The sequence below is a fragment of the Streptomyces sp. NBC_00154 genome (assembly GCF_026342835.1).
Lineage (GTDB): Bacteria > Actinomycetota > Actinomycetes > Streptomycetales > Streptomycetaceae > Streptomyces.
In genome coordinates this window covers 1,983,610-2,009,665 of sequence record NZ_JAPEMI010000001.1, presented here as the reverse complement: position 1 = coordinate 2,009,665, position 26,056 = coordinate 1,983,610, and the positions used below count along the sequence as shown (strand labels likewise).

Below are 26,056 nucleotides of genomic sequence, written 5' to 3'. Positions count from 1 at the left end.
AGCGAATTCGCAACCATGTGCACCTCCCGGGAGTCGGTTCCTTAGGGAACGGGTGCTGATTGTCACGTCCGGAAAAGACCGGATCGGCTGCATTTTGTCCTTGTCGACAGTGTTAGCTGTCTGGGCCGAGCGGATCAGGCGAGCAGAGAAACGGGAGCGATACAGCGATGGGTCGAGCGGATGCGCGACGAGCCCAGCAGCGCGGAGCGCGGCGGGCCGCGAAGAGCGGCGGCATACGCAGACTCTTCACCTGGCGGAAGATGCTGGGCACGTTCTTCGGGTTCTGCCTGCTGATCATGGGCGCCTTCGTGGCGCTCTACCTGTACGTGGACATACCCAAGGCCAACGCCCTGGCCGAGCGGCAGAGCAACGTCTACCAGTACAGCGACGGCACAGTGCTGACCCGGACCGGTGACGGGGTCAACCGCCAGATCGTGGACCTCGCCGAGGTCCCCAAGGAGGTGCAGCACACCTTCGTCGCCGCCGAGAACAAGACGTTCTACAAGGACCAGGGCGTCGACCTGAAGGGCACCGCGCGCGGCATCCTCAACACGCTCTCCGGCAAGGGCAAGCAGGGTGGCTCGACCATCACCCAGCAGTACGTGAAGAACTACTACCTGACGCAGGACCCGACGGTCAGCCGCAAGCTCAAAGAGCTGGTGATCTCGCTCAAGGTCGACCAGAAGAAGGACAAGAACTACATCCTCGCCGGGTACATCAACACCGCGTACTACGGACGCGGCGCGAGCGGGATCCAGGCCGCGGCGCAGGCCTACTACGGGGTCGACGCCAAGGACCTCAGCGTTTCCCAGGGTGCCTATCTGGCCGCGCTGCTCCAGGCCCCCAGCCAGTACGACTGGGCGGTCGCGACGCCCACCGGCCGGAGGCTCGTCAAGGAGCGCTGGGCCTACACGCTCGACAACATGGTCGAGATGCACTGGCTCGACAAGGCCCAGCGCGACACCCTGAAGTTCCCCGTCCCGGACAAGCCCAAGCCCGCCCGCGGCATGGAGGGCCAGACCGGATACCTCGTCGAGGCCGCCAACAAGGAGCTCGACAAGCAGGGCATCACGGGGGACATGCGGCAGGCCGGCGGCTGGACCTTCACCCTGAACATCGACAAGAAGCGGCAGAAGCTGCTGGAGGCGGCGGTCGACCGCCAGCTGGAGTCCAAGCTGGACCGCGAGGGCAACAAGGTCGACGCGACCGTCCAGGCGGGTGCCACCTCCGTCGACCCGAAGACCGGCGCAGTCGTCGCGCTCTACGGCGGGGTGGACTACGTCAAGCACTACTTCTCCAACGCCACGCGTCGGGACTACCAGCCCGCCTCCACCTTCAAGCCGCTGGTGCTCGCCTCCGCGCTGGAGAACGAGGCGAAAACCCAGGACGGCGATCTGATCGGCGTCAACACCCGCTACGACGGCACCAGCAAGCGGCCGGTCGTGGGCAGCGACACCCCGTTCGCCCCGGAGAACGAGGACAACCGGAGCTACGGTGACGTCACCGTGCAGACCGCGATGAACAAGTCGATCAACTCGGTCTTCGCGCAGATGGTGGTCGACGTCGGCCCGCCCGCGGTGAAGGAGACCGCGCTGGCGCTCGGTGTGCCGGACCAGAACTTCCCCGAGCGCCCCGCCATCACACTGGGCACGATGAACGCCTCGACCTGGGACATGGCGGGCGCGTACGCCACGCTCGACAACCACGGCCGGAAGGTCACCCCGTTCATCGTGAAGTCCGCCAAGCACCGGGACCGCACGGTCGACCCGGTCAAGGGCATCGGGAATCAGGTGATCAGCCGCAAGTCCGCCGACACCGTGACCTCCGTCCTGAGGGGCGTCGTGGACAGCGGTTCCGGCCAGGCGGCCAACACCTCGGCCTACGAGGCGGCGGGCAAGACGGGCACCTCGGAGAACAACAAGTCCGCCCTGTTCGCGGGCTACACCCCGGAGCTCACCACGGTTGTGGCGCTCTTCGGTGAATCCCCCAAGGAAGGCGGCGGCCAGGTCAGTCTGACCGGTACCGCGAACGCCGGCCGGGCCAACGGTGGCGGCTTCCCGGCGCAGATCTGGGCGGACTACACCCTCGGCGCGCTGGGCGGCGGCTCCAGTGCCCAGTTCGATCTTCAGGACGTGGAGCGCGGTGAGGTCTCCGTGCCGGCCAGCCCGTCGACGACCCCCTCGACGTCGGAGAGCCCCGACCCGTCGCCGTCCGAGTCGTCGGACCTGCCTTCGCAGAGCCCGATCGAGACGCCCAGCGATTCGGCCAGTCAGTCGCCCATCGAGACGCCGAGCGAGTCCCCCGTCCTGCCGAGCGAGTCCCCCGTCCTGCCGGGTGGGGGAGGGAACTCCGGGCGGCCGGGAAACAACAACTCGCTCAATCAGTGAACGCATGAGAGAGCAGTGAACACATGGGAGAGGAGCGGTGCCGACCGGCACCGCCCCTCTCCCATGTTGTCCGCGTCCGACGGCGTCAGCCGCCGTTGACCTCCTTGGCGATCCGGTCGCCGAGGTCCTTGTCGACGTTGCGCCAGTACTGCAGTGCCCGCTCCAGGACCGGGCGGCTCACGCCGTCCAGGAGATGGCCGGAAATGTTCGACACGAGCCGATCGCGCGCCGCGTCGTCGAGCACCTTGCGGACCATCGTGCCCGCCTGGCCCCAGTCGTCGTCCTCCCGGTGCAGCTTGTACGCCTCGTGGACCATCTCGCCCGCGGTGGCCCAGCCCGCCGGGTCGCCGAAGCGTTCGGTGTCCGCGGCCGGTCCGCCGTACGAGTTCGGCGCGTAGACCGCTCCCGTGCGCGTCGGCTCGTACCGCATCGGGCCGTCCTTCGCGTACGAGTTCCGGCCGAAGCGCGGGCGGTTCGGCGGCAGCTGCGCGTAGTTCGGACCGATCCGGTACCGGTGGGTGTCCGGATACGAGAAGAGCCTGCCGAGCAGCATCTTGTCGGGCGACGGACCGATGCCGGGCACCAGGTTCGACGGCTCGAAGGACGCCTGCTCGATGTGGACGAAAAAGTCCTCGGGGTTTTCGTTCAGCGTCATCCGGCCGACCTCGATCAGCGGGTAGTCGCCGTGCGGCCACACCTTGGTCAGGTCGAACGGGTTGAACCGGTAGTCCGGCGCGTCGTCGAATGGCATCACCTGGACGTACAGCGTCCAGCTCGGGTGATCGCCGCGCTTGATCGACTCGAACAGGTCGCGGCGGTGGACGTCGCCGTCGATACCGGCCATCTCGTCGGCATCGGCCTGGGTGTAGAAGTCGATGCCCTGGTCGGTCTTGAAGTGGTACTTGATCCAGAACCGCTCGCCACCCGCGTTCACCCACATATAGGCGTGCGAGCTGTAACCGTTCATGTTGCGGTACGTCTTCGGGATGCCCCGGTCGCCCATCAGCCACGTCACCATGTGCGCGGACTCGGGGGAGAGGGTCCAGAAGTCCCACTGCATGTCGTGGTCGCGCACCCCGCTGTCCGGGCGGCGCTTCTGCGAGCGGATGAAGTCCTGGAACTTCATCGGGTCCCGTACGAAGAAGATCGGCGTGTTGTTGCCGACCATGTCGTAGTTGCCGTGCTCCGTGTAGAACTTCAGCGCGAAGCCGCGGGGGTCGCGCCAGGTGTCGGGGGAGCCCTGTTCGCCGGCGACCGTGGAGAAGCGGGCGAGCATGGCGGTCTGCTTGCCCGGTTGGAAGAGGTCCGCCTTGGTGAACTGGCTGACGTCGTTGGTCACGACGAAGGTGCCGTAGGCCCCGGCGCCCTTGGCGTGGACCACCCGTTCGGGGACCCGTTCACGGTTGAACTGGGCCATCTTCTCGATGAGGTAGTGGTCCTGGAGCAGGATCGGGCCGTCGGATCCGACGGTGAGTGAATGTTCGTCGCTCTCCACCGGGATCCCGGCGTTGTTCGTGGTGTAAGGAGCGTTCTTGGTTTCCTCGGTCACGAGCGTCCTCCCGTCGGTGCGGGGTGTCGGTCAGGTCGCCCAGGCGGCGCCCGGTCACGACTGAGTCAACTCCGACGACGAGAGGTCGGCAACATGTGGACCTTGTCCAGACTTGGGTTATTTCGTCGGCGCCCTATTGCTGGCCGCGGGTCGGCATCTCGAACCAGACGACCTTGCCGGTCGACAGCCGGGTCGCACCCCACCGCCGGGCCAGCCGGTTCACCAGGAACAGGCCGCGGCCGCCCTCGTCCATGTCGCGGGCCCGGCGCTGCCGGGGCAGCTGCGGGGCGTCGTCGCCGACCTCGCAGCGCAGGATGTCGGTCCGCAGCAACCGCAGCGTCACCGGTCGCTCCGCGTACCGCACCGCATTGGTCACCACCTCGCTGACCAGCAGTTCCACCGAGTCCGAGAGCTCGTCGAGACCCCACCGGCTGAGCGCCCTGCGGGCCAGCCGCCTGGCCCGTCCGGGGGCGGAGTCCTCCGGCTCCAGGAACCAGTACGCGACATCGCTCGGCGCGATCCCGTCGAACCGGGCGGCGAGCAGCGCGATGTCGTCGTCCCGGTCGCCCGGGCCGAGCATGTCGAGCACGTCGTCGCAGAGCGCCTCCAGCGGCGGCGAGTGATCCGGTCCGGTGAGCTGGGCGGTGGCGGCGAGCCGCTCGCGCAGCTGCTCGATGCCGGTCCAGACGTCCCGCAGCCGGGACTCCACCAGACCGTCGGTGTACAGCAGCAGCGTGGCGCCCGAGGGCGCATCCAGCTCGACGGCCTCGAAGTCCACTCCGCCCACGCCGATCGGGGCGCCGGGCGGCACCCGCAGCACCTCGGCGCGGCCGCCCAGATGCAGCAGTACGGGCGGCGGGTGCCCGGCGTTGGCGATGGTGATCCGGTGCGCGACCGGGTCGTACACCGCGTACAGGCAGGTCGCCATCCGGTCGCTGCCGAGCCGCTGCGCCTGCTCGTCCAGGTGGTGCAGCACCTCCTGCGGCGGCAGGTCGAGCCCGGCGAGGGTCTGTGCGGTGGTGCGCAGCTGGCCCATGATCGCCGCGGAGGTCATGGAGTGGCCCATGACGTCGCCGACGACCAGGGCGACCCTGCTGCCGGGCAGCGGGATGGCGTCGTACCAGTCACCGCCGACCCGGGCCGTCTCGGCGGCCGGGAGGTAGCGGGAGGCGAGCCGGACGCCGGTGGGCTGCGGCAGTGAGTCGGGCAGCATGGTGCGCTGCAGCTCATCGGCGATGTACGCCTCGCGCCCGTACAGCACGGCCTTGTCGATGCCGAGTGCGGTGTGCGTGGCCAGCTGGGCGGCGACCAGCAGGTCGTTGGCCTCGAACGGCGGCCGCTCGGTCCCCCGCAGGAAGACGGCAGCACCGATCACCCGCCGGCGGCCGCGCAGCGGGGCGAGGATCACCCGGTGGCCGGAGGGGACGGTGCGCCCGGCGCCGAGCAGTTCGGGCAGGGCGACGCGGGCCGCCGCGGAGTCCCCGAAGACGGGCCGTACGCCGCGCAGCACCTCGGCGAGCGCACCGCCCGCCTGCACCTCGCAGAGTTCTGCCGCGGGCGTCAGGTCGGCGTGCGGGTCGATGGCGGGCGGGCGCAGCCGCTCGGTCTCCGGGGAGGTCTCGGTCTCCTCATCGTTTAAACGCAGCCGGTCGGACCGGCGCAGCCGCAGCACGAACGGTGTGGCCGGGCGCTCGTCGCCGACCGGGAGCGGATCGCGGAGGTAGACGAGTATGGCGTCGGAGAACGTCGGCACGCTGGCCCGGCACAGGCCGAGGACGATCTCGTCCAGATCTATGCCGCGGGCGATCCGGCGGGTCGCGGCGCCCACGAAGCGCAGCCGGTCACCTTCGCGGCGAGCCACCGTCTGCGGGTCCGGTCCCGCCGCCGCGGCGGGGGTCGGTGCCGCTGCAGGGCCGGGAATCGCCGTGGGATTCGAGCCGGTGCCCGGGGGCGTGGCGGGCTTGGGGCCCGACGCCGCGGCAGGGCCGGGGATCGCCGCGGTGGCAGGGGCGGCTGCCGGCGCGGCGTCCTGCTGCCGCGGCCGGGCGCGTTCCTGCGACCGGGCGGCGAGAGGCTGCCGGCCTTCGTGGGAGGTGGGATGCTCCGTCACGCGTGGGGTTCCGTCCGTCCGGGCCGGTTGTATGAGGCAATCACCTTGTGGGGCGCCACTGTGCCCCGGCGAGAGCGGTGATGACAACGGCTGCCACCGCCTGCCCAGCTCCGAGGGGCCGAAACCGTATGCCTGCGGGGTGTGTCGCTGACAACGTTTCCGCCTTTTCGGCGGCGGACAGCGTGCACATCTCCACCCCCTCGTAGTGGCTCGTGCGGTTGTTGCGGCTCATGCAACTGATGCGGCTCATGAAGATCGTGCAACTCGTGCGATGACTTGCGATCAGGTCCAGTGCCGCGCCCCCCGGTTGGAGCGGAGCAGCCCTCCGGAGGACGATCCTACGTTTGCCCCCCTGGGGTGCATCAAGGGTCTCACGACGGCATATGCGAGGGCGTACGGTCCCAGTCATCCGGCAGCGCGGGCACTTGCCACCGCGGATCGGGCCGCCAGTTCTCCCAGCCGTCCCGGAACGGCGTGCCCCAGGCGTTGATGACGCCGACGGCCGCGTGGCCCGCCTGCCGTACCCGCCGCGCGGTGTCCCGGTCCATCAGACCGACCCGCTGCGCCTGGGCGAATTCGTCCTCGTCCAGCCAGCGCCAGCTCCGGTCGGGGTGTACGGCGATGTCGAGAAAGTGATCCTCGGAGTCGACGCCGCCGGCCCAGCGGGTGCGCGGTTCCTCCAGGTTCACGTACCAGTTGCGAAAGCTCCAGCCGCGGTCCCAGAACAGCCAGACCGACCAGGGTTCGCCGGGCCGGGCGAGCTTCAGCACGCCCCTGCCGAACCAGGTCGAGCGGGCTACGGTGCGGGGCGCGGTGTACCGGGTGGCGAGCGGCTCGGCGTGCACACTGGTGCCGTCGGCGAGGACCGGTCTGATGCATTCGGTGCCGGGCGCCATCCAGACGGCGAGCAGTTCGTCCGTGTCCTGGACGACGGTGACCGGCCGGCAGATGTGGACCGGGCTGTGGGCGCCGCCGGGCGACCGCGGACCGTTGCCGCGGTAGCGCCACAGGATGTGATCGCCCGGCGCCCAGTACGCGACGTCCGAGCGATCGACTTCTGCGCGCGCGTTGTCTCCCGTACCTGCCATGGAGAGATCTTAGGGATGCCGCCGCCCGGTTGCTGCGATCCACGTCACGGGCGGGTCATACGCAACACGTCGAGCGCCTCGTCGAGCTGTTCCACCGTGAGATCGCCGCGCTCCACGTACCCCGAGGCCAGCACCACTTCACGGATCGTCCGCCGCTCGGCGAGCGACTTCTTGGCGACCTTGGCCGCCTCCTCGTAACCGATGTACTTGTTCAGCGGGGTGACGACGGACGGCGAGGACTCCGCGTACTCCCGGGCCCGTTCCACGTCGGCCGTGATCCCGTCGACGGTACGGTCCGCGAGCAGCCGGGAGACGTTGGTCAGCAGCCGGATCGACTCCAGCAGGTTCTTCGCGATGACCGGCAGCATGACGTTCAGTTCGAAGTTGCCCGCCGCGCCAGCGACGGCGACCGTCGTGTCGTTGCCCATCACCTGGGCGGCGACCATCAGGACGGCCTCGGGGATGACCGGATTCACCTTCCCCGGCATGATCGACGAGCCCGGCTGCAGGTCGGGAAGGCTGATCTCGGCCAATCCGGTGCGCGGGCCGGAGGCCATCCAGCGCAGGTCGTTGGAGATCTTGGTGAGCGAGACCGCGATCGTACGGAGCTGGCCCGACGTCTCGACGAGTCCGTCCCGCGCGCCCTGCGCCTCGAAGTGGTCGCGGGCCTCGGTGAGCGGCAGCCCCGTGACGCGGGCGATCTCGGCGATCACGGCTGCGGAGAAGCCGGGCGGGGTGTTGATGCCGGTGCCGACGGCCGTGCCCCCCAGCGGCAGTTCGGCGAGGCGCGGCAGCGATGCGTTCAGCCGCTCGATGCCGTACCGGATCTGCGCGGCGTAGCCGCCGAACTCCTGACCCAGGGTCACCGGCGTCGCGTCCATCAGATGCGTACGGCCCGACTTCACCACCGTCGCGAACTCGGCGGACTTGCGCTCCAGCGCGGCCGCCAGATGGTCCAGGGCGGGGATCAGCTCACCGGTGACGGCCGCGGTCGCGGCGATGTGGATGGAGGACGGGAACACGTCGTTGGACGACTGCGAGGCGTTGACGTGGTCGTTGGGGTGGACCTCACGGCCGAGACGTTCGGTGGCGAGGGTTGCCACGACCTCGTTGGTGTTCATGTTGGAGGACGTGCCGGACCCGGTCTGGAAGACATCGATCGGGAAGTGCGCGTCCCAGCGGCCGTCGGCGACCTCGCCCGCCGCCTCCTGGATCGCGTCGGCGATGTCCGGGTCGAGCACCTTGAGCTCGGCGTTGACCTTGGCCGCGGCGGCCTTGATCCGGGCCAGGGCCTCGATGTGGGCCCGCTCCAGACGCTGGCCGGAGATCGGGAAGTTCTCCACGGCGCGCTGCGTCTGGGCCCGCCATCTGGCGTGCGCGGGGACCTTCACCTCACCCATCGAGTCGTGCTCGATGCGGTACTCGGTGGCGCCGGTGGAGTCGGCCGTGCCGGCGGGTGTCTGCGCGTCGTCCATGGGTTTCAACCTCCTGAAAAAGTTGAGCACTTGTCTTGTTCTGCGTATTCCCAATTCGCCTACCGGCCAGTAAATACCGGGGGTAACCACAACCCGGGGAGGCGCAATGAGGCGCACCAGACACAGAGTCCGCTGCACGGTCGCGGCCGCTGCGGCCGTGGCGGCGGTATGGGGCGGCATGACCGCTGCCGCCGGACCGGCAGGCGCGGCACACCGGTCCGGTACCACCCCTACCGCATCCACCCCCCTCCCGCCCGAGCTGGAGGCCATCCGCGCCGCCGAAGCCACCCGGCTGTACGGCGACCCGGCCGAGCGCCCGCTCGCCGACCGCAGGACCGGGCTGATCTCGCTCGGCGACAGCGAGATCTCCGGCGAGGGCGTCGGAACGTACGAGGCAGGGACCAACGGCCCCGACAACTGGTGCCACCGCTCGCCCGACTCCGCCATCCACCGCACCGGGATCCCCGCCGACGTCACGTACAACGTCTCCTGCTCGGGCGCGTACACCGGAAACATCGTGATCGGCGGATCCAGGCAGTACGCCGACGAACTCGTGCAGAGCGACAACCTCGCCATCAAGGCCCGCAACACCCGGATAAAGATGATCGTGCTCGTGGCCGGCGCCAACGACGACCTCCAGTTCGGCCCGGTGATGACGGACTGCGTGGAGCGCTGGGTGCTCCTGCAGGGTGCGTGCCGGCCGACGTACGAGGGCGGCTGGCAGGCTCGGGTCGACGGGCTCGTCCCCAAGGTCGAGAAGACCGTACGCGACCTGCAGACCGTCATGTCCGACGCCGGTTACGCCAGTGGCGACTACAAGCTCGTGGTGATGGGCTACCCCAGCCCGATCGGCCCCGACTTCAACGACAACCCGAACTTCCCCGGCAAGATTCCGGGTGGCTGCGCGGGTTACGACTCCGACGCCGCCTGGGGCCGTAACGTCGCCGTCCCCGCCTTCGAGCGCGGAATGCGCAGGGCCGCCGCCGACACCGGGGCCGTCTACCTCGACAACTCCCGGCTCTTCCACGGCCACGAGGTCTGCATGGAGGACACCTGGGCACGCGGCCTCTACATCGACCTGTCGCACTTCCCGCCGGACTCCAACTCCGTCCGGCAGTCCTTCCACCCCAATGCGCGCGGGCACGCCGCCTTCGCCTCCTGCCTGACCCAGATCTACAACTCCGGTCTGCGCGAGGCGAGCTGCGCCGACCCGGCGAGCACCGGAAAGCCGGTCCTGGAGCCTGCCGCCTGGGACTCGGTCTTCGAGCCCCTCAAGAACGAGGCCACCGGCACGTGTGTGGACGTCCCCGCGTCGGTGACCCGCAACAACACGAAGATCGCGGGCTGGGACTGCCACGGCGGCCGCAACCAGGGCTGGTGGTACGACGCAGGCACGAAGACCGTCCGTACGGAACTGAGCCACGACCGGTGCCTCGATGTGCCGGGCGCCGACTACAGAGCGGGCGCCACGCTCATCCTGTGGAACTGCTCGGGGGCGGCGAACCAGCAGTTCGTCCGGGAGTCGGGCACGTTGCGCCCGGCGGCTTCGACCGGGCTGTGCCTGACGCTCGCGGCGGCCAAGGACCCGCTGAAGCTCCAGGCGTGCGACGGGTCGGCGAAGCAGCGTTTCGCGTAGGGCCGCAGGGCGCATGACGGCGGGGCGGTCGCGCGATGCGGCCACCGCGCCGTCACTCGTCCACCGCCTCGCTGAGGGACCGGACCGTCGGTGACAGATAGAGCCGCCGCAGCGCCACCGGAGGCAGCCCGCGCTCCCGCATCGCGGTGGCGAGACGGATCGCGTAGAGCGAATTGCCGCCCAGATCGAAGAAGTTGTCGTCGGGGCCGACCGGCACGCCGAGGACGGACTCCCAGATTCCGGTAAGTTCGGCGAAGGGGTCGGCCGCGGCGGGGGCAGCGGTGCCGGCCGGGGCGTCGGCCGGGGCCGTCGGGGCGGGCAGCCGGGACGGGTCCAGCTTGCCGTTCGGGGTGAGCGGGAGCCGCGGCAGGGCGGTCACCGACGCGGGCAGCATGTGCTCCGGCAGCAGCTTCGCGGCCCGCCGGCGTATGTCGTCGGCCGTGCCGACCGGGTCCGCCGCCAGAACCACGTACGCATCGATCCGCACACCCGCCGCATCGAGGAACGCGTCCCCGGAAACCGTCACCGCCGCCGCGGTCACGGACGGATCGGCCAGCAGCACGTGACGGATCTCGTCCAGCTCGATCCGGAAGCCGCGCACCTTCACCTGGCTGTCGATCCGGCCCAGATGCTCCAGGGTGCCGTCCGGGAGCAGCCGGCCCAGATCGCCGCTGCGGTACATCCGTCCGCCGTGCCACGGGTCGGGTACGAAGCGCTGCCCGGTCAGGCCCGGGCGGCCCAGGTACCCCGTCGCGACCCCGGCGCCGCCGACATGGATCTCGCCGGGTGCCCCGGGCGGGACCGGCCTGCCCCGGGCGTCGAGCACGTACACGTACCAGCCGGGCAGCGGACGCCCCACCGAGCGGGACCCGGACAACGCCGTGCGCCGGGTCACCGTCTGCGCCGTCACATGGACCGTCGTCTCGGTGATGCCGAACATGTTGACCAGCCGGCAGCGGTCCTCGGGGTGGCGGTCGAACCAGTCGCGCAGCGGGCGGGCGTCCAGCGGTTCGCCGCCGAGGACGACCAGGCGCAGGGCGAGCGGCGTTCCCCGGCCCCGGCGTTCCCCGTGCTCCCGGTCGGCGGCCATGAGCTGGGTGAATGCGGACGGGGTCTGGCTGAGAACGGTGACCCCCTCCCGTACGAGCAGGGCGTGGAAGTCGGCAGGGGAGCGGGAGACCCAGTAGTCGACGACGACCAGCCGGGCGCCGGTCAGCAGGGCGCCCCAGATCTCCCAGACGGAGAAGTCGAAGGCGCTGGAGTGGAAGAGCGTCCACGTGTCGCCGGGGCCGAGAGCGAAGTCGTCGCGAGTGGCGTCGATGAGGGCGAGGACATTGCTGTGCGGCACGACGACACCCTTGGGGCGGCCGGTCGAGCCGGAGGTGTGGATGACGTACGCCGGGGCGGTGGCGGGCCGGGCGGTGGGGGCCCGGTGGTCGGCCGGGTGGCCGGTGAGGGGGGCGGTGTCCTCCACCGTCAGCCGCAGACCGGCGTCCTCGGCGGTGCGGGCGCGGCGGTCCGCGGGGTGATCCGGATCCAGCGGTACGTAGATCGCGTCCGCCTTGAGGACGGCGAGCATCATCGCGACGAGGTCCGTCGAGCGGGGCAGGCAGAGACCCACATGGTCACCGGGCCGGACGCCCCGGGCACGCAGCCCGGCGGCCAGTTCGTCGGCGCGGGAGTCCAGCTCCCGGTAGGTCAGGGTGCGCTCGCCGCAGGTCAGGGCGGGCGCCTCGGGGCGCAGAGCGACCTGGTCCGCGAAGGCTTCGTCGATGCGGTGGGAAGGGCGGGACGGTGGGACGGCCGAGCGGGGCGGGCGGCCGAGGGCGAGCTGCTCGGCGGACTCCGTCTCGTCGAGCAGGACGAGGTCGATGAGGGGGGTCCCGGGCGGCACCGTGGCCAACTGGTCCTGTACGCGGGCGACATGGCGCTCGGCAGGGGCGGACTCGTCGACGGCTTCGTCGCCCGGGGGACTGAGGGGAGTGGCGAGGAGGTCCCCGACCGTGCGGCCCTCGGACAGGTCGGCCTCGAGCACGGCCCGGCCGTCGAACGCGCCAAGGGTGTTCCCAGGCCGGTCGGGCGCCGATACGGGCACGGCCACGCGCACGGACGACCTGCCCTCGTACCGTCCGAGCACGAGTGCGGTGGCGGCGGCGCGCCGCAGGGCGTCGGGGCCGGGGACACGGGCGGGATGCGCTGCGGGGGAGTGCTCCGCCGCCCGTACCTCCTCCGGCCCGACCTCCCCGCAGAGCACGCGAGAGATCAGCCGGAGCGAGGTCGCGTCCAACGCGGCCGGATCGGCGACGAGGACGAGATCACCGGGACGCGGCACGGGCGGCCGCACGGCGCCCTGCGCGGTCCCGCCTGCGGGGGCGCCTGCGAGGTCGCCCGCGGTCCCGCCTGCGCGGGTGCCCGCGAGGTTGTCCGTGGCGCCGGTCGCAGGGGCGGACGCGCTCCCGCCCGCCGACCCGCCCCCGGACTCACCCGCGCCCTCCTCCTCGTACCGCAGCAGCAGCACCCGCAGCAGCTGCCCCGGTCCGAGCGGGCGCCGGGTCTCCGTCTCGCGGCGGCGGGCTGCCCTTGCCGAGTCCGCCGGTGCCGGGACGGTCTCGGTCCACAGCCGGGGGTGCGGGCCGTCCGGCCACCACCGCTTCGACGCCGTCGCGAGTGCGGTCGCGACCGGGCCGTCGTCCGTCGCGCCCAGTGGCAGGCGGACCGTCAGCGTATGGGCGGCAGTTGGCACCGGTGTCCTCCTCCTCGTAGGGGTGCGCCTCAGCGCGTCGTGAATCCGCCGTCGACCGTCAACACGCTTCCCGTCACCTGACGCGACTCGTCCGACGCCAGCCAGAGCGCAGCGTCCGCGACATCCTGCGGCTCGACGAGTGCGTTCATCGGCTGCGCCTGGACGAACGTCTCCTCGTGCTCGGCGACCGGCACCTCCAGCGACCGGGCGATCTCCGCGAGCATCCGGCCCTCCATCGCCTCGTCGTCCCGCACCGACCCGGGGCACACCGCGTTCACCCGCACCTTGCGCGGCGCGTAGTCCAGTGCGACGGCCTTGGTCAGCCCGACGAGGCCGTGCTTGGCGGCGACGTAACCGGCGAAGTTCCGGTAGCCGACCAGGCCCGCCGTCGACGCGATGTTGACGATGGAGCCGGAGCCCTGCGCGGTCATCCGCCCGCCGACGGCCCGGATCGCCCGCCAGGCACCGCCGAGGTCCACATCGATCACCAGCTGCCACTCGGGCTCGGTGATCTCGTGTGCGGAACGGCCCGAAGGGGCTGCGATCCCCGCGTTGTTGACGAGGACGTCGATCCGCCCGAAGCGCTCCTCCGCATCGTCCGCCGCCGCCTCCAGCGCGCCGAGATCCCGCACGTCCGCCTGCCGGGTCAGCACGGCGGAGCCCGCATCGCGGCAGAGCTCCGCCGTGTACGCGAGCTGGCTCGCCGAACCCAGCGGATACGGGACGCCGGGCAGCGGGCCCGCCACATCGAGCAGCACCAGATCCGCGCCCTCGCGGGCGAACGTCAGTGCGCAGGCCCTGCCGAGCCCGCGTGCCGCACCCGTGATCAGCGCGGTCCGCCCGGCCAGCCGCCCGGTTCCGCCGCTCGTCGTCATCCCTCGCCCAGTTCGGCGGCGATCAGTTCCAGCAGCGCGTCCGGCCGGTCGGCCAGATACATGTGCCCGCCGTCCAGCTCGGCGACGCTCAGCTTCCCGCTCGTCGCCCACCCCCACTCGGCAGCGCCGGCCGCAGCGACGAGCGTGTCCGCACGCCCGCGGACCGAGACGACGCGCACGGTCAGCGGCCGCTCGGAGGCCGGCCGGTAGCTCTCGTGCAGCTGTACGTCGGCCCGGAGCGACGGCAGCAGCAGCTCCCGCATCTCCGGGTTCTCCAGCGCCGGATGTGCGTACCCGGCGAAGCTCTTCACCCGTGCGACGAACTCGTCCTCCGGCAGCCCGCCCGCCCGGTCGGTGCGGGCGGTCCACGGACCGGGCGAGCCGCTGACGAAGAGCGCTTCGAGACGGATCCCGGGCTCGCGTTCGAGCCGGTGCGCCAGCTCGTACGCGAGTACCGCGCCCATGCTGTGCCCGAACACGGCCACGCGTCGGCCCGTGCCCCCGAGCGCGGCGGTGACCTGGGCGTACGCATCGTCCACGGCCTCGGCCGCCGAGGTGTACGCGGGCTCGGCGAACCGCTTCTCCCGGCCCGGCAGCTGCACCGGCAGGATCGTCAGCCCCGCCGGGGCCTGCCCCTGCCACGGCGTGAAGAACGACGCACCCGCCCCGGCGAAGGGCAGGCAGATCAGGACAGTCTCTTCCACGGTCTCTCTTCCGGTCTCGGGTGTACGGGAGGGTCAGCCGGACGTCACGAACGCGCCCAGGATGGCGGCCAGATACGCCGGGTCGTCCGCCCCGCACAGCTCGCGCGCCGAGTGCATGGAGAGTCCCGGCACCCCTACATCGACCGTCGCGACCCCCAGCCGGGCCGCGGTGAGCGGACCGATCGACGTACCGCACGGCATCGCGTTGTTGGAGACGAACGGCTGCCACGGCGCACCCGCCCGCTCGCACGCGGCCGCGAACACGGCCATCCCGGTGCTGTCGGTGGCGTACCGCTGATTGACGTTGACCTTGATCGTCGGCCCGCCGTTGGGCAGCGGGTGGTGGTCCGGGTCGTGCCGCTCCGCGTAGTTGGGGTGCACCGCGTGCGCCATGTCGGCGGAGACGCAGAAGGCCCCCGACACCGCCCGCGACCAGTCCTCCGAGCTGCCACCGCGCGCGGTGACGGAGCGGCCCAGGACCCGCTCCAGCATGGGGCTCTGCGCACCCGTCTCGGATCCGCTGCCGACCTCCTCGTGGTCGAAGGCCGCCAGGACGGGGATGTACGAGGGCGGCTCGGCTCCCGTCGCCGCGCCGGCCAGGGCGGTGACGCCGGCGTGCACCGACACCAGGTTGTCCAGCCGTGACGAGACGACGAACTCCCGCTCCGCGCCCAGATATCCGGGCGGCTGGACGTCGTGCAGCATCAGGTCCCAGCCGAGCACCTCGTCCGGGTCCACCTCGGCGGCCGCCGCCACGCGGCGCAGCAGCGCACCCTCCTCGGGCGCGCCGAGCGCCCACAGGGGGGCGACATGACGCTGCCGGTCGAGCGCCAGCCCCTCGTTGACGGAACGGTCCAGGTGGATGGCCAACTGCGGGACCCGCAGAAGCGGTTCGTCGATCTGGACGAGCCGCGACTCGGTCGTGCCGCCGGGCCCGCGCAGCGCGAGCCGCCCGGAGACGCCCAGGTCGCGGTCGAGCCAGGTGTTGAGCGGGACCCCGCCGTAGATCTCCACGGCGATCTGGCGCCAGCCCGCCGAGCCCGTGTCGGGGGTGGGCTTGATCCGCAGGTTCGGCGAGTCGGTGTGGGTGCCGACGATCCGGAACGGGGTGTGCGCCGGGGCGTCCTCGGGGACGTACCAGGCGATCAGGGCGCCGCCGCGGGCGACGAAGCTGCCGCCGGTCGTGCCCGTCCAGTCGTCCGTACCGTGCAGCTCGCGGAAGCCGGCCTTCTCCAGCCGTTGGATGGCGCTCGCCACCGCGTGGTACGGGGACGGGCTGGCCCGGATGAAGGAGAGCAGGTCGTCGGTGTGACTGCGGTGACTGGGGTGGGGGGCCGGCGTCATACGGCGTCCGCCTTTCCGCTGTTCGCTTTCGAGGGTGAGGGTGGGGGTGAGGGCTTCGAGGGCGTGGGTGACGGGGACGACGGGAGCAGCAGTTCCCGGACCGGGCGGTCCGGCCGGGCGCAGAACTCCTCGAGCAGCTCGATGTACGAGCTGAGGAGCTCTTCAGCTGTCTCCCGGTTCCACAGGTCGGCGGAGTACTCCAGGAACGTCCGATAACCCTTCGTACGGTCCCGGCACGGCGCAAGCCCGAAGCACAGCTCGCTGCGTGAAAGAGGCGGTGCCAGATCCTCCACCTCGACGCCCAGACCGGGGATCTCGATGTCCGTGTCGAGGGAGTTCTGGAAGGCGAGCACATGCGGCACCCGGTCCGGCACGTCGTCGGCGCCCGCATCGCGCATCGTCTGCATGATCCGGGCCGTCGGCAGCACGTGCGCCATCGCCCCCATCGCCCCCGCCCCGGTGCGCGCCGTCAGCTCGGCACAGGTGGTCCCGAGATTGGCCGAATCCTGTCGTACGCGGACCATCACCGCCGTCGACGTCATGGCGACGCGCGATTCGAAGGCGGTGCCCTGACGGTTGGCGTACGGGACGCTCAGCAGAATGTCCGGCTCCCCGGAGAGCCTGGTCAGAAACACTCCGAGCGCCGTGGCCGCCACCGCGAACGGGGTGGTGTGAACAGCCCCGGCGAACATCTCGACGGCCGCCCGCACCGCCCCCGACGCCCGGCCGCGGATCGTGTCGCCGAGCCCGCTGAGCTGCTCGGGCCGGGGACGGTCGGTCGGTACGGGCACCCGGGACGGCACTCCGTCGAGGTACGCGGCGCAGTAAGCGGCCCGGCGGGCCTCGGTCTCCGGGTCGTCCTGGGCGCGCTGCCATCGGGCGTACTCCGTGACCTGCGAGCCCGGCGGGTCGAGGGTGTGCGGAACTCCCTTCGCCGCCGCGGTGTACAGCGCGGCGATCTCGGCGAGCAGGAGCGACAGGGACCAGCCGTCGGCGGTGATGTGGTGCAGGACGAACATCAGCGCCCAGCGGTCCTCCTCGACGCGCAGCAGCCGCAGACCGGGAAGCGCGGGCTGCGAGAGGTCGAACGCGGTCGTGGCGGTTTCGCGGCACAACTCATCCGCCCGGGGCCGCCGTTGGCCCGGCGGCAGGCCGGTGAGGTCCTCGACGGGCAGATCGACGGGTTGCGCGGCGACGACTTCCTGCCACCAGGACGCGTTCTCCTCGACGAACCGGGTCCGCAGGGAGTGGTGCCGGGCCAGCAGCTCGGTGAGCGCGGACCGCAGGGCCGGCACGTCCAGCGCGCCGGTGAAGGTGATCCGGGTCGGGATGTTCCACAACTCGGAGTGCGGTACGGAGTGGTGTCCGGCGATCATCCGGGCCTGCTGGTCGCTGACCGGCGCTCGGTCGACGATCTCGACGTCCTCCCCGGGGGGTGCGGGCTCGGGCGCGAGCTGGTCGGTCATCGCCCGCAGCGTGGCGTCGGAGAAGAAGTCCGCCATCGGATAGTCGACACCGAGCGCGTCCCGCACCCGGTTGACCAGGCGGATCGCGGTGATCGAATTGCCGCCGAGGTCGAAGAAGTTGGTCTCGGCGGGGAAGCCGCGGACGTCGAGGACGGACTCCCAGACGTCCCGGAGCGCGTCCGCGGTGGAGCGCGGTGGTTCGTCCCCGGTGGCCCTGCCACCTCCCGTCATCGACTCCAGCGTCCCGACCAGCTCGTCGAGATACCCGCGTGCCGTCCCCGCGTCGAACAGATCCGCGTCGTAGCGCAGCCGCAGCCGCAGGCCCGATGCGGTACGCGTCGCCATCAGGGCCAGTTCCAGCGGGGCGGACTCCGTCCCGGCGGGCACCTCCTCGGCCCGCAGTCCCGGCAGGTCGATCCGCGACAGCGTCTCGTTGTCCAGGTCCACCGACACGGTGATCAGGGGGCGCGGGTTGCCCGGGTCCGGGTGCGCCCCGACGAGCAGGGCGTCCAGGTCGACCAGCTGCCGCTCGTCCGCCTCGCGCAGGGCGCGCCCGGTGGCCCGTACCGCATCGGCAGCGTCCGTACCGTCCGGCAGCGACACCCGCAGCGGCAGCAGCGCCACATGGAAGCCGACCGTGTCCCGGGTCTCGGGGGTGCGCCGCCCGAAGGTGGACCCGAGCACGAACTCGTCCTGCCCCGACCGCCCGCGCAGCACCAGCTGCCATGCCGTGCACAGCGTCGCGAACAGTGTGGCGCCCTGCTCCCCGCTCCACTCCTGCCACCGCACGGTCCGCTCCTGGTCGACCCGTACGGCCACCGCCCTGCCGCGCCCCGCGACCCGGCGCTCGCGCGGCCGGTCGGTGGGCAGCTCGAGCACCGGTGGCTTCTCGCCCAACTGCTCGCGCCACCACGTGAGATCGGCCGGGTCCCGGGGCGGTTCCGGTGCACCGGCCGTCGTGCCGGCAGGCCGTGCGAAGACCGGCGCACGGTTCTCCACCGCCGCCCGGTACAGCTCCTCCAGGTCATTCGTCATCAGCCCCGCGGAGTGGGCGTCGGTGACGATGTGGTGCATGCCGAGCAGCAGCACCTGGTCGTCGTCCGCGAGCCGGATCAGCCGGGGTGTGAACAGCGGTCCCGCGGCCAAGTCGTACCCGCGCCCGCTCTCCTCGGCGAGCGCCGCCGCGATCGTCCGGTCGGCCCCGTCGGGGGACTGCGCCCGGGCGTCCGTCACCAGGAGCGGGATGCGCAGCCCGGGCCTGACGACCTGGACCACGGTCTCGTCGCCGCTGCCGGCCCGGAACACGGTCCGCAGCCCGGCATGGCGGGCGACCAGCCCGTCCAGGGCGACCCGGAGGGCGGACTCGTCGAGCCGGCCGTGCAGGCGGACCGCCTGGGTCTCGTTGTACGCGGCGGAGTTGCCGAGCAGCCGGGCCGCGAGCCACAGCCGCCGCTGCGCGGAGGTGGCGGGCGCGGTGATGTCCTGTGCCTCTTGCGGCCCCTGTGCCTCTTTCGACCCTTGCGTCTCCGGCGTCTTCCGCTCCCGGGTGCGGCGCCGCAGCAGATCCAGCTGTTCCAGCCCCGCCCGCATCCGCTCCTCGGGCAGCCCGAAGTCGACGAGCGCGGCGATCTCGTCAGCCCCGGCCCTGTGCAGGGCGTCGACGAGCGGGGCGCAGCTCTCCGGGGTGCCGATCAGGGCCCGCTGGTCGCAGTACCGGTCGTACGCCCGGCGGAAGAGGTAGTCCAGGTCGTCCTCGCTCGCCGTCGCCACGTCCTCGGGGCTGCGGCCGAGCGCGGTGGCGGCCGACCGCATCAGCAGCGACGAGCGCAGATAGCGACTCATCGGCTCCAGCGCCTCGGCCCGCGCGGCAGCGTGATCCGTACCGAGGTAGGTGTGGACCAGGACGGTCACCCGGCCGCCGTCCGGATCGAGTCCGCAGTCGGCGCGCACCCGCCGGTAGTGGTCGATGTTCGCGGCCAGTTCGGCCACGGTCTGGCTCATGAGGTTGGTGACGATCCCCAGCCCGCGCCGGGCCGCCTCCCCGTACGAGGAACGCTGCCCGGAGGTGGCCAGGAACATCGGCGGCTCGGCCTGCACCGGGCGGGGATGGATGCGTACGCCGATGTCGGTGCCCTCGCCCGTCCGCCGCGCGACGGACTCGCCGGCCCACAACCGGCGGACGTCGTCGAGGTGGGAGAAGGCGATCTCCCGGCGGTCCTCGAACCGGTCCGGGTGCAGGGCGAAGTCCTGCGCGTGCCAGCCGGTGGCGCAGCCGATGCCGACCCGCCCGCCGGACAGGTTGTCGACGACCGACCACTCCTCGGCGACCCGGATCGGGTCGTGCAGCGGCAGGACGACCGAGCCCGCGTTGATCCTGATCCGCTCGGTCTCACGGGCGAGGACGGCGGCGAGTACGGCCGGGTTGGGGAAGAGGCCGCCGAAGGAGTGGAAGTGCCGCTCGGGCAGCCAGACGGAGCTGAAGCCGCGCTCGTCGGCGAAGCGGGCGGTCTCGATGACGCTGTCGTACGCCTTGGCCGTGTCCGCGGTCTCCGGGTAGTCGCCGAAGAAGTAGACGCCGAGGTCGGGGGCGGGGCGGGTGCGCGGTGCCGGCAGCGGCCGGGCGGGCCGCTTCGCCGACGGGAAGAAGCCGCCGTCGCGCAGTTCGCGCAGCGAACCCTCCACGGCGGCGGCGACCGCCGCCACGTCGTCGTCGGTGTGCGCGGTGGAGAGATAGAAGCTGCGCCACTCCCAGACGTACAGACCGCGCAGCAGGAGGTGGTGGTAGAGCAGCTCCATGTCGGCGCGGTGCGTGAACCGGAACATCGAGCCGAAGTGGGCCAGTTCGAGCGGGAACTCCTCGTCCCGGAAGAAGCGGTTGAGGCGGTCGCCGAGCGCGTCGGTCCGGGCGTTCAGCCGCTCCTGGAGACCGGGGCCCTCCTCCTTGAGGTGGGTGAGCACCGCCCGCGCCGCCGCCATCGAGAGCGGGTGCTGCATATACGTACCGCCGAAGAAGGTGGTCTCGTGCGGGGGTCTGCTGTCGTCCCCGTACTGCCAGAGACCGCCGTCGACGCCGTCGAGGATGTCGGCGCGGCCCGCGATCGCGCCGATCGGGAAGCCGCTGCCGAGCGCTTTGCCATAGGTGGCCAGGTCGGGGACGACGCCGAAGTGGTGCTGGGCGCCGCGCGGGTGCGGGCGCAGACCGGTCAGCATCTCGTCGAAGAGGAGCACGACGCCGCGGCGGGCAGTCAGGTCGCGCAGCGACCGCAGGAAGTCGGCCGGGCGGAGTGCGGGGTTGCGGCACTGGACGGGCTCGACGAGGACGGCCGCCACGGTGTCACCGAGCGCGTCGATGGTGTCGAGGGCATCCTGGCTGCCGTACTCCAGCACGATCAGCTCGGCGACGGCGCTCGCGGGGATGCCGCGTGAGACGGGCACGGCGCCCCGGCCGCCCGGACCGCCGGGGCGGCCGAGCACGGAGTCGATGTGCCCGTGGTACGAACCGCGGAACATGACGACCTTGTCGCGCCCGGTCGCGGCCCGGGCCAGCCGGACCGCGGCCGAGTTGGCCTCCGTACCCGAGTTCGCGAACGCCACCCGCTCCATCCCCGTCACCTCGGCCAGCAGCGCTGCCACTTCACCGGTGTCGGGGGAGCGGGGACCGAACCGGAGACCCTGCGAGAGATGGCGCTGTACGGCATCGGTGACGAACTCCGGCTCGTGCCCGAAGAGCAGGGCGCCGAAGCCCATGGTGATGTCGGTGTAGTCGTTGCCGTCGACATCGGTGAGCCGTGACCCGTGCGCGGACCGGGCGGCGATCGGGTACAGCATCTCCTTGGTGGCCCGGCGGAACCCGACGACGGCCCGGCTGTCGGCGAGCACCGGCCGATGCTGCTGTGCCAGCTCCTTCGAGGTGCGGGTGCGCTCGGTGAACCGCCGGACGAGGGACGCGGTGTGCGTGCGCTGAGCGGCGTCGGCGCCCGCCCCGGCCATGCCGGCGGCGGGATCCACGACGAGGCGGGGTCCGTGCTGTGCGCCAGCGGCAGCGGGGGAGGGGGAGCGGTACGGGGAGGGGGTAGCAGCGGCTGTGAGCTGCTCGGTCAGGCGTCGCGAGAGCTCCGCCGCGCGGGCCACCTCGGCGGCGGCACCGTCCGTGTGGTTCATCGGCGGTCCCCCTCGGGGGCGGTGGCCGAGATGCCGGTCAGCAGGGCCACGGCATCCGAGAGCTGGGTGAGCATCGCGGCCTGGTTACGGGCCAACTGGGCCACCTGACGGGTCAGTTCCTCTACCTCGGCGCGCGTCGCGCAGACCGGTTCCGGCTCGTCCGCCACCTGCGGTTCCCGGGCCGTACGCGTCGATATCAGGCGAGCCGTGAGCCGGGGGGTGCCCGCCTCCTCCAGTATCTCCCGTATCGCGATCTCCGTACCGAATTCGGCCTCCAACTGTCGCACCATGCCGATCAGTTGGAGGGAGTCGGCGCCCAGTCCGACGTACGTCCTGTCCGCGCCGACCTCTGACGGCCGATAGCCGAGGTGGTCGGCGGTAAGCGCCAGAACCCGGTCCAGTACGGCCTGTTCGGTCATGCCATCCTCCGTTGTGCGCTCGGGTACGTACGAAGTGGTGGGGACCGGTGGCGGACCGGCCCAGTGGGACTGACGCTGGAACGGGTACGTCGGCAGCGGCACCCGTCGGCCGCCGCACCCCGCGAGCAGCGCCGCCCAGTCGACGGCCACCCCCGCGCAGTGCAGCCGGGCCACCGCGTGCCGGAACGCCGATGTCGGTACGGGGGCAGCACCCGGCAGCACCCGGCGCGCCATCCCGGTCAGCGTGGCGGAGGGGCCGAGTTCGAGGAGGACCACGCCGGTGGGGCCGGTGGGTCGAGCGGATCCCGTGGACCCGACGGCCCGCAGCACCGCGTGGAAGTCGGCGGTCCGGCGTGCCTGCCTGACCAGATAGTCGGCGTCGGGCCGCCACCCCGGGTGCCGCACCGCCCCGTCGAGCCCGCTGACGAACGGCGTACGGAGCGGGAGCAGCCCGGCCTTCTCCGCGGCGGTCCGCAGCTCGTCGAGGACCGGATCGAGCAGGGCGGTGTGAAAGGCCCGGTCCACGGCCAGTGGCTCGTACGCCTCTCCGCCCGCCGCCAGCAGGGCGCGCGCGGCCTCGACCGCCTCCGGGGGCCCGGCGACGACATGGTGGGCCGGCCCGTTGACCACGGCGAGTTCCAGCCCCTCGACGGCGGCCTGCAACTCGCTTACTCGCGCCTCCGGTACGAACGCCGCGAGCATCGCGCCGGTCTCCGACCGCTCCTGCATCAGCCGGCCGCGCCGGCACAGCAGCCGCATCCCGTCCTCCATGCTCAGCGCCCCGGCCACGCAGAGCGCCGCGTACTCGCCGACGCTGTGCCCGGCGACCAGCGAGGGCGTGACGCCGAGCTGCTGCCAGAGGCGGGCCTGGGCGATCTGGAGGGCGAACAGGGCGGGCTGCGCGAAGTCGGTGGTCCAGGCGGCCGGGCCGTGGCCGTGCACGACCCGGCCGAGGAAGTCGCCGTTGCCCGTCTCCTCCTCGTACACGCGGGCGCAGGAGGCGAGTACCTCGGCCACGACGGGGAAGCGTGCGGCCGGCTCCGCGGCCATGCCCGGATGTCCGCCGCCCTGCCCGCTGAAGAGGAAGACGGGCCGCTCCGGCTCCTGCTCGACGACCCCGGCGTCGTACGCGCCGCGCGGGGCCGCCCCCGCCAGGAACGCGTCCAGCCCCGCCACCGGATCCTCGGACGTCACGACCAGCCGGTGGCGCAGATGGCGCCGCCCCAGCGCGGCCGTTACCAGCAGATCGGCGGGAGCGGCCCCGGGCCCGTGTGCCAGCCGCTCGCGGAATGCGCGGGCGTACGCCACCAGCGCTTCGCGGCTCGCGCCGGACAGCGGCAGCAGAGACGGAGTATCCGAGGAAACGTTCCGCTTCCGTCCCGGGGCCCACCCCCGCTCCTTCTCCCGCACCATGGGCGCCTGCTCCAGAATCACGTGCGCATTGGTACCGCCCATCCCGATGGAGTGCACCCCGGCTCGCCGTACCTCCCCAGGCACCGGCCACGCCGTCTCCCGCGTCGGCAGGACAAAGGGACTCGACTCGACGGCGAGCGCCGGATTCGGCGCCCGGAAGTTCACCAGCGGAGGGACGATCCCGTGCCGCAGCACCAGGACCGCCTTGATCAGCCCGGCCAGCCCCGCCGCACTGTCGAGGTGTCCGATGGCAGGTTTGGTGGAGCCCAGCGCGCAGAACCCGGTCCGGTCGGTGTGGCGGCGGAACGCCTCCGTGAGGGCGGCGAACTCGATCGGGTCGCCCTTGAACGTGCCCGTGCCGTGCGCCTCCAGGTAACCCACCGATTCCGCCGGGACCCCGGCGGACCGCAGCGCGCCCAGTACGGCATCTCGCTGCCCGGCGACACCCGGTGCGGCAAAACCGGTCTTCGCCGCACCGTCGTTGGTGACCGACGAGCCCAGGATCACGGCGTGGACCGTGTCTCCGTCGGCGAGCGCCCGGTCCAGCGGCTTCAGCAGGACGGCGGCGACACCGTTGCCGCCGACCGTGCCGTCCGCACCCGCGTCGAAGGCCCGCACGGCACCGGTCCGGGAGAGCGTGGAACCCTTCACATGGCGGTGCCCCGTCACCTGCGGCAGATGCAGCGCCGCCGAGCCGACCAGCATCAGATCGGCGTCACCGGCGCGCAGCGCCTGACAGGCCAGATGGACGGAGACCAGCGAACTGGAACATGCCGTCGCCACATTGACCGCGGGACCGGTCAGACCGAGCCGGAACGCGGCCCGATTGGCGGTGAAATCAGGGTAGTTGCCGACCTGGACCTGTTTGACGGTCATCCAGTCGCCGGACCGTGCCTCCGCGGCCAGGTTCTCGGCGAGATAGCTGTGCAGGGAGTAGAGACGGTAACCGGCGCTCCCGTACACCCCTGTCCGTAGCGACTCGTCGCGACCGGCGTAGCCGCCGTCCTCCAGGGCGTGGAAGCAGCACTCAAGGAAGAGCCGCTGCTGCGGATCGGTGAGGGCCGCCTCGCGCCCGCTCATCCCGAAGAACCCGGCGTCGAACCCGTCGATGCCGTCGTGCCCGTTGCCGCCCAGCAGCGCCGACGCCCCGACGAACCCCGCCGCCCCGTACTCCGCCTCCGGTATCCCGGCGGCGGCGAACTCGGCCCCGGTGAACCGGCGCACGTGCGAGACGCCCGCCCGGATGTCGCGCCAGTACTGCTCGGGGGTGTCAGCTCCCGGGAACCTCAGCGCCATCCCGATCACCGCGATGCGGTTCTCGTTCCCCCGCTCCTGCTCCGGCTCCCTCGCCGTCTCCACCACCGCGCTTCTCTCCCCTCCGCAGCCCCGCCACCCGGAGCAGGAACGCCACCGCGACCACCATCGCAGCGCCATGGGACCATCCGACGACCGTCAGCGGGCTGTAGCGGTCAAGTGCCGCTGCGACAAGGATCATTCCGACGCCGAAGCCAAGATTCTCGAACGTCGCGGAGAGCCCGAACGCATGCCCGCGCAGATCGGCGGAGAGCGTCTGCAGATGCGAGGTGTACGAGACCTCCGTGAGCCCGTCGGCCGCTCCCGCGACCAGTGCGATCACTCCCGTCGCCACCAACGGGAACCCCGCGAACGCGAGGATGAACGCCCCGGACATCACGATCGTGCCGTAACCGAAGCCCAGCGCACCCACCGATCGGCCGGTGCGCTTCGCGTACCGCTGGATCACCTGTTGCGCGAGGACGTTCCCCAGCGCCCACAGGCACCAGAAGGCGCTGACGAACACGGCCGGGCGCGAGGCGTCGAGCTCCGTGGAGTAGATCGGCAGCGCGGCGTTGTGGGACGACGAACCGAACGCGTCCACCCCGCGCAGCGCCACCATCAGGCCGAGACCGGGCGCGGCGGCCAGCGCGACGAACGCGACGGGTATCCGCCGCCGCCCCGTCTTCTCCGCGGCCGCCGCACCCTGTTCGGTGCGCCCGCCGGAATCCCCCTCCGAATCCGGCGGAGCGTTCTTCCCTCTGCCTCCGCCCGCGATCGGCAGCAGCGCCACCGTCACGGCACAGATCACAAAGGTGGCCATGTCCACCACGAACGCGGCGGTGTAACCGACCAGCGACACGACCACACCGGCCGACGCGAAGCCGGCCACCATTGCCAGCGAACGCCCGCTAATGGAAAGGGAGTTCGCCCAGCCGCGCCGGTCGGCGCCCACCATCTCGGGAATGGAACTGCGCAGCGACACCATGAAGAGCGTGCCGCAGGAACCGACCACCACCGAGACGGCCACCAGTGCGCCCGTCCGCAGCCCGTCCGGTGCAAGGACCAGCAGCAGCATCACCGCCGCCTGTGCCACATTCGTCCAGAGCATCACGGTCTTGGCGGTGAAGCGCGCGAGCAGCGTGCCGGCCGTCAGGCCGGCGGCAAAGCCGGACCCCAGCCGCACCGCCATGAACAGCCCCATGGCGATCGCCCGGCCCGTCGTCTCATAGACGAACAGATTGAGCGCCACCATATTCAGGAAGGTGCCGTACGAAGAGATGGCGTATCCGGCGACGAGGAATCGATAACGCCGTTCGCCGAGCGCCGTGCGGTCCGGTCCGTCGTCGGAATGGCTGTTGGTCTGGTCGATGCCGAGCTTCACCCGGACATA

At 71.6% G+C, this 26,056-nt stretch carries 13 protein-coding genes; 2 read left to right on the top strand and 11 right to left on the bottom strand.

Going from position 1 to position 26,056, the window contains the following annotated elements; genetic code table 11:
- Positions 1-167: 167 nt before the first annotated feature.
- Entirely contained in the window at positions 168-2,387 is a 2,220-nt protein-coding gene (locus OHA03_RS08750; RefSeq protein ID WP_267002435.1) for a transglycosylase domain-containing protein, read from the top strand.
- A gap of 85 nt (positions 2,388-2,472) precedes the next feature.
- Here OHA03_RS08750 and OHA03_RS08745 read toward each other — a convergent pair whose 3' ends face one another.
- The 4 genes from OHA03_RS08745 to OHA03_RS08730 all read right to left on the bottom strand — a co-directional run bounded on the left by OHA03_RS08745 (position 2,473) and on the right by OHA03_RS08730 (position 8,609).
- Complete coding sequence (locus OHA03_RS08745; protein ID WP_267002433.1) at positions 2,473-3,936, bottom strand: catalase; 1,464 nt, start codon at positions 3,934-3,936, stop codon at positions 2,473-2,475.
- Positions 3,937-4,069: 133 nt separating this feature from the next.
- On the bottom strand, positions 4,070-6,046 hold the full coding sequence (locus OHA03_RS08740) for an ATP-binding SpoIIE family protein phosphatase (RefSeq protein WP_267002431.1): 1,977 nt from the start codon (positions 6,044-6,046) through the stop codon (positions 4,070-4,072).
- Positions 6,047-6,417: 371 nt separating this feature from the next.
- Positions 6,418-7,134 carry a DUF402 domain-containing protein gene (locus tag OHA03_RS08735; RefSeq protein WP_267002429.1) on the bottom strand — a complete coding sequence of 239 codons (717 nt, stop codon included), beginning with the start codon at positions 7,132-7,134 and terminating at the stop codon, positions 6,418-6,420.
- 44 nt (positions 7,135-7,178) lie between these two features.
- Positions 7,179-8,609: an aspartate ammonia-lyase gene (locus tag OHA03_RS08730; protein WP_267002427.1), complete on the bottom strand. Its 1,431-nt coding sequence runs from the start codon at positions 8,607-8,609 to the stop codon at positions 7,179-7,181.
- A gap of 106 nt (positions 8,610-8,715) precedes the next feature.
- Here OHA03_RS08730 and OHA03_RS08725 point away from each other — a divergent pair, with 106 nt between their 5' ends.
- Complete coding sequence (locus OHA03_RS08725) at positions 8,716-10,245, top strand: ricin-type beta-trefoil lectin domain protein (protein ID WP_267002425.1); 1,530 nt, start codon at positions 8,716-8,718, stop codon at positions 10,243-10,245.
- A gap of 52 nt (positions 10,246-10,297) precedes the next feature.
- Here OHA03_RS08725 and OHA03_RS08720 read toward each other — a convergent pair whose 3' ends face one another.
- Genes OHA03_RS08720 through OHA03_RS08690 form a run of 7 tightly spaced genes read right to left on the bottom strand, consistent with a single transcriptional unit; the run spans position 10,298 to position 26,035 of the window.
- Positions 10,298-12,988: an amino acid adenylation domain-containing protein gene (locus tag OHA03_RS08720; RefSeq protein WP_267002423.1), complete on the bottom strand. Its 2,691-nt coding sequence runs from the start codon at positions 12,986-12,988 to the stop codon at positions 10,298-10,300.
- A gap of 29 nt (positions 12,989-13,017) precedes the next feature.
- Entirely contained in the window at positions 13,018-13,863 is an 846-nt protein-coding gene (locus OHA03_RS08715; RefSeq protein WP_267002421.1) for an SDR family oxidoreductase, read from the bottom strand.
- The gene (locus OHA03_RS08710; protein WP_267002419.1) at positions 13,860-14,567 is read right to left on the bottom strand and encodes a thioesterase II family protein; all 708 of its coding nucleotides are present in this window, start codon (positions 14,565-14,567) and stop codon (positions 13,860-13,862) included. The genes OHA03_RS08715 and OHA03_RS08710 overlap by 4 nt, the downstream gene beginning before the upstream one ends.
- A gap of 33 nt (positions 14,568-14,600) precedes the next feature.
- Positions 14,601-15,911 (bottom strand): M18 family aminopeptidase, encoded by a 1,311-nt coding sequence (locus OHA03_RS08705; RefSeq protein WP_267002417.1) that lies wholly within the window; start codon positions 15,909-15,911, stop codon positions 14,601-14,603.
- Positions 15,908-21,538: a MupA/Atu3671 family FMN-dependent luciferase-like monooxygenase gene (locus tag OHA03_RS08700; protein WP_267002415.1), complete on the bottom strand. Its 5,631-nt coding sequence runs from the start codon at positions 21,536-21,538 to the stop codon at positions 15,908-15,910. The genes OHA03_RS08705 and OHA03_RS08700 overlap by 4 nt, the downstream gene beginning before the upstream one ends.
- Positions 21,535-24,732, bottom strand: a complete 3,198-nt coding sequence (locus OHA03_RS08695) for a type I polyketide synthase (RefSeq protein ID WP_267002397.1) — start codon at positions 24,730-24,732, stop codon at positions 21,535-21,537. The genes OHA03_RS08700 and OHA03_RS08695 overlap by 4 nt, the downstream gene beginning before the upstream one ends.
- Positions 24,641-26,035: an MFS transporter gene (locus OHA03_RS08690; protein WP_267007979.1), complete on the bottom strand. Its 1,395-nt coding sequence runs from the start codon at positions 26,033-26,035 to the stop codon at positions 24,641-24,643. Before OHA03_RS08690 ends, OHA03_RS08695 begins: the two co-directional genes overlap by 92 nt.
- Positions 26,036-26,056 lie beyond the last annotated feature (21 nt).

What these genes read in the sequence shown, in the direction of transcription:
- OHA03_RS08725 (WP_267002425.1), top strand. Translation starts at nt 8,716, where the DNA reads ATGAGGCGCACCAGACACAGAGTCCGCTGCACGGTCGCGGCCGCTGCG.
- OHA03_RS08750 (WP_267002435.1), top strand. Translation starts at nt 168, where the DNA reads ATGGGTCGAGCGGATGCGCGACGAGCCCAGCAGCGCGGAGCGCGGCGG.
- OHA03_RS08700 (WP_267002415.1), bottom strand. Translation starts at nt 21,538, where the DNA reads ATGAACCACACGGACGGTGCCGCCGCCGAGGTGGCCCGCGCGGCGGAG.
- OHA03_RS08705 (WP_267002417.1), bottom strand. Translation starts at nt 15,911, where the DNA reads ATGACGCCGGCCCCCCACCCCAGTCACCGCAGTCACACCGACGACCTG.
- OHA03_RS08715 (WP_267002421.1), bottom strand. Translation starts at nt 13,863, where the DNA reads ATGACGACGAGCGGCGGAACCGGGCGGCTGGCCGGGCGGACCGCGCTG.
- OHA03_RS08730 (WP_267002427.1), bottom strand. Translation starts at nt 8,609, where the DNA reads ATGGACGACGCGCAGACACCCGCCGGCACGGCCGACTCCACCGGCGCC.
- OHA03_RS08735 (WP_267002429.1), bottom strand. Translation starts at nt 7,134, where the DNA reads ATGGCAGGTACGGGAGACAACGCGCGCGCAGAAGTCGATCGCTCGGAC.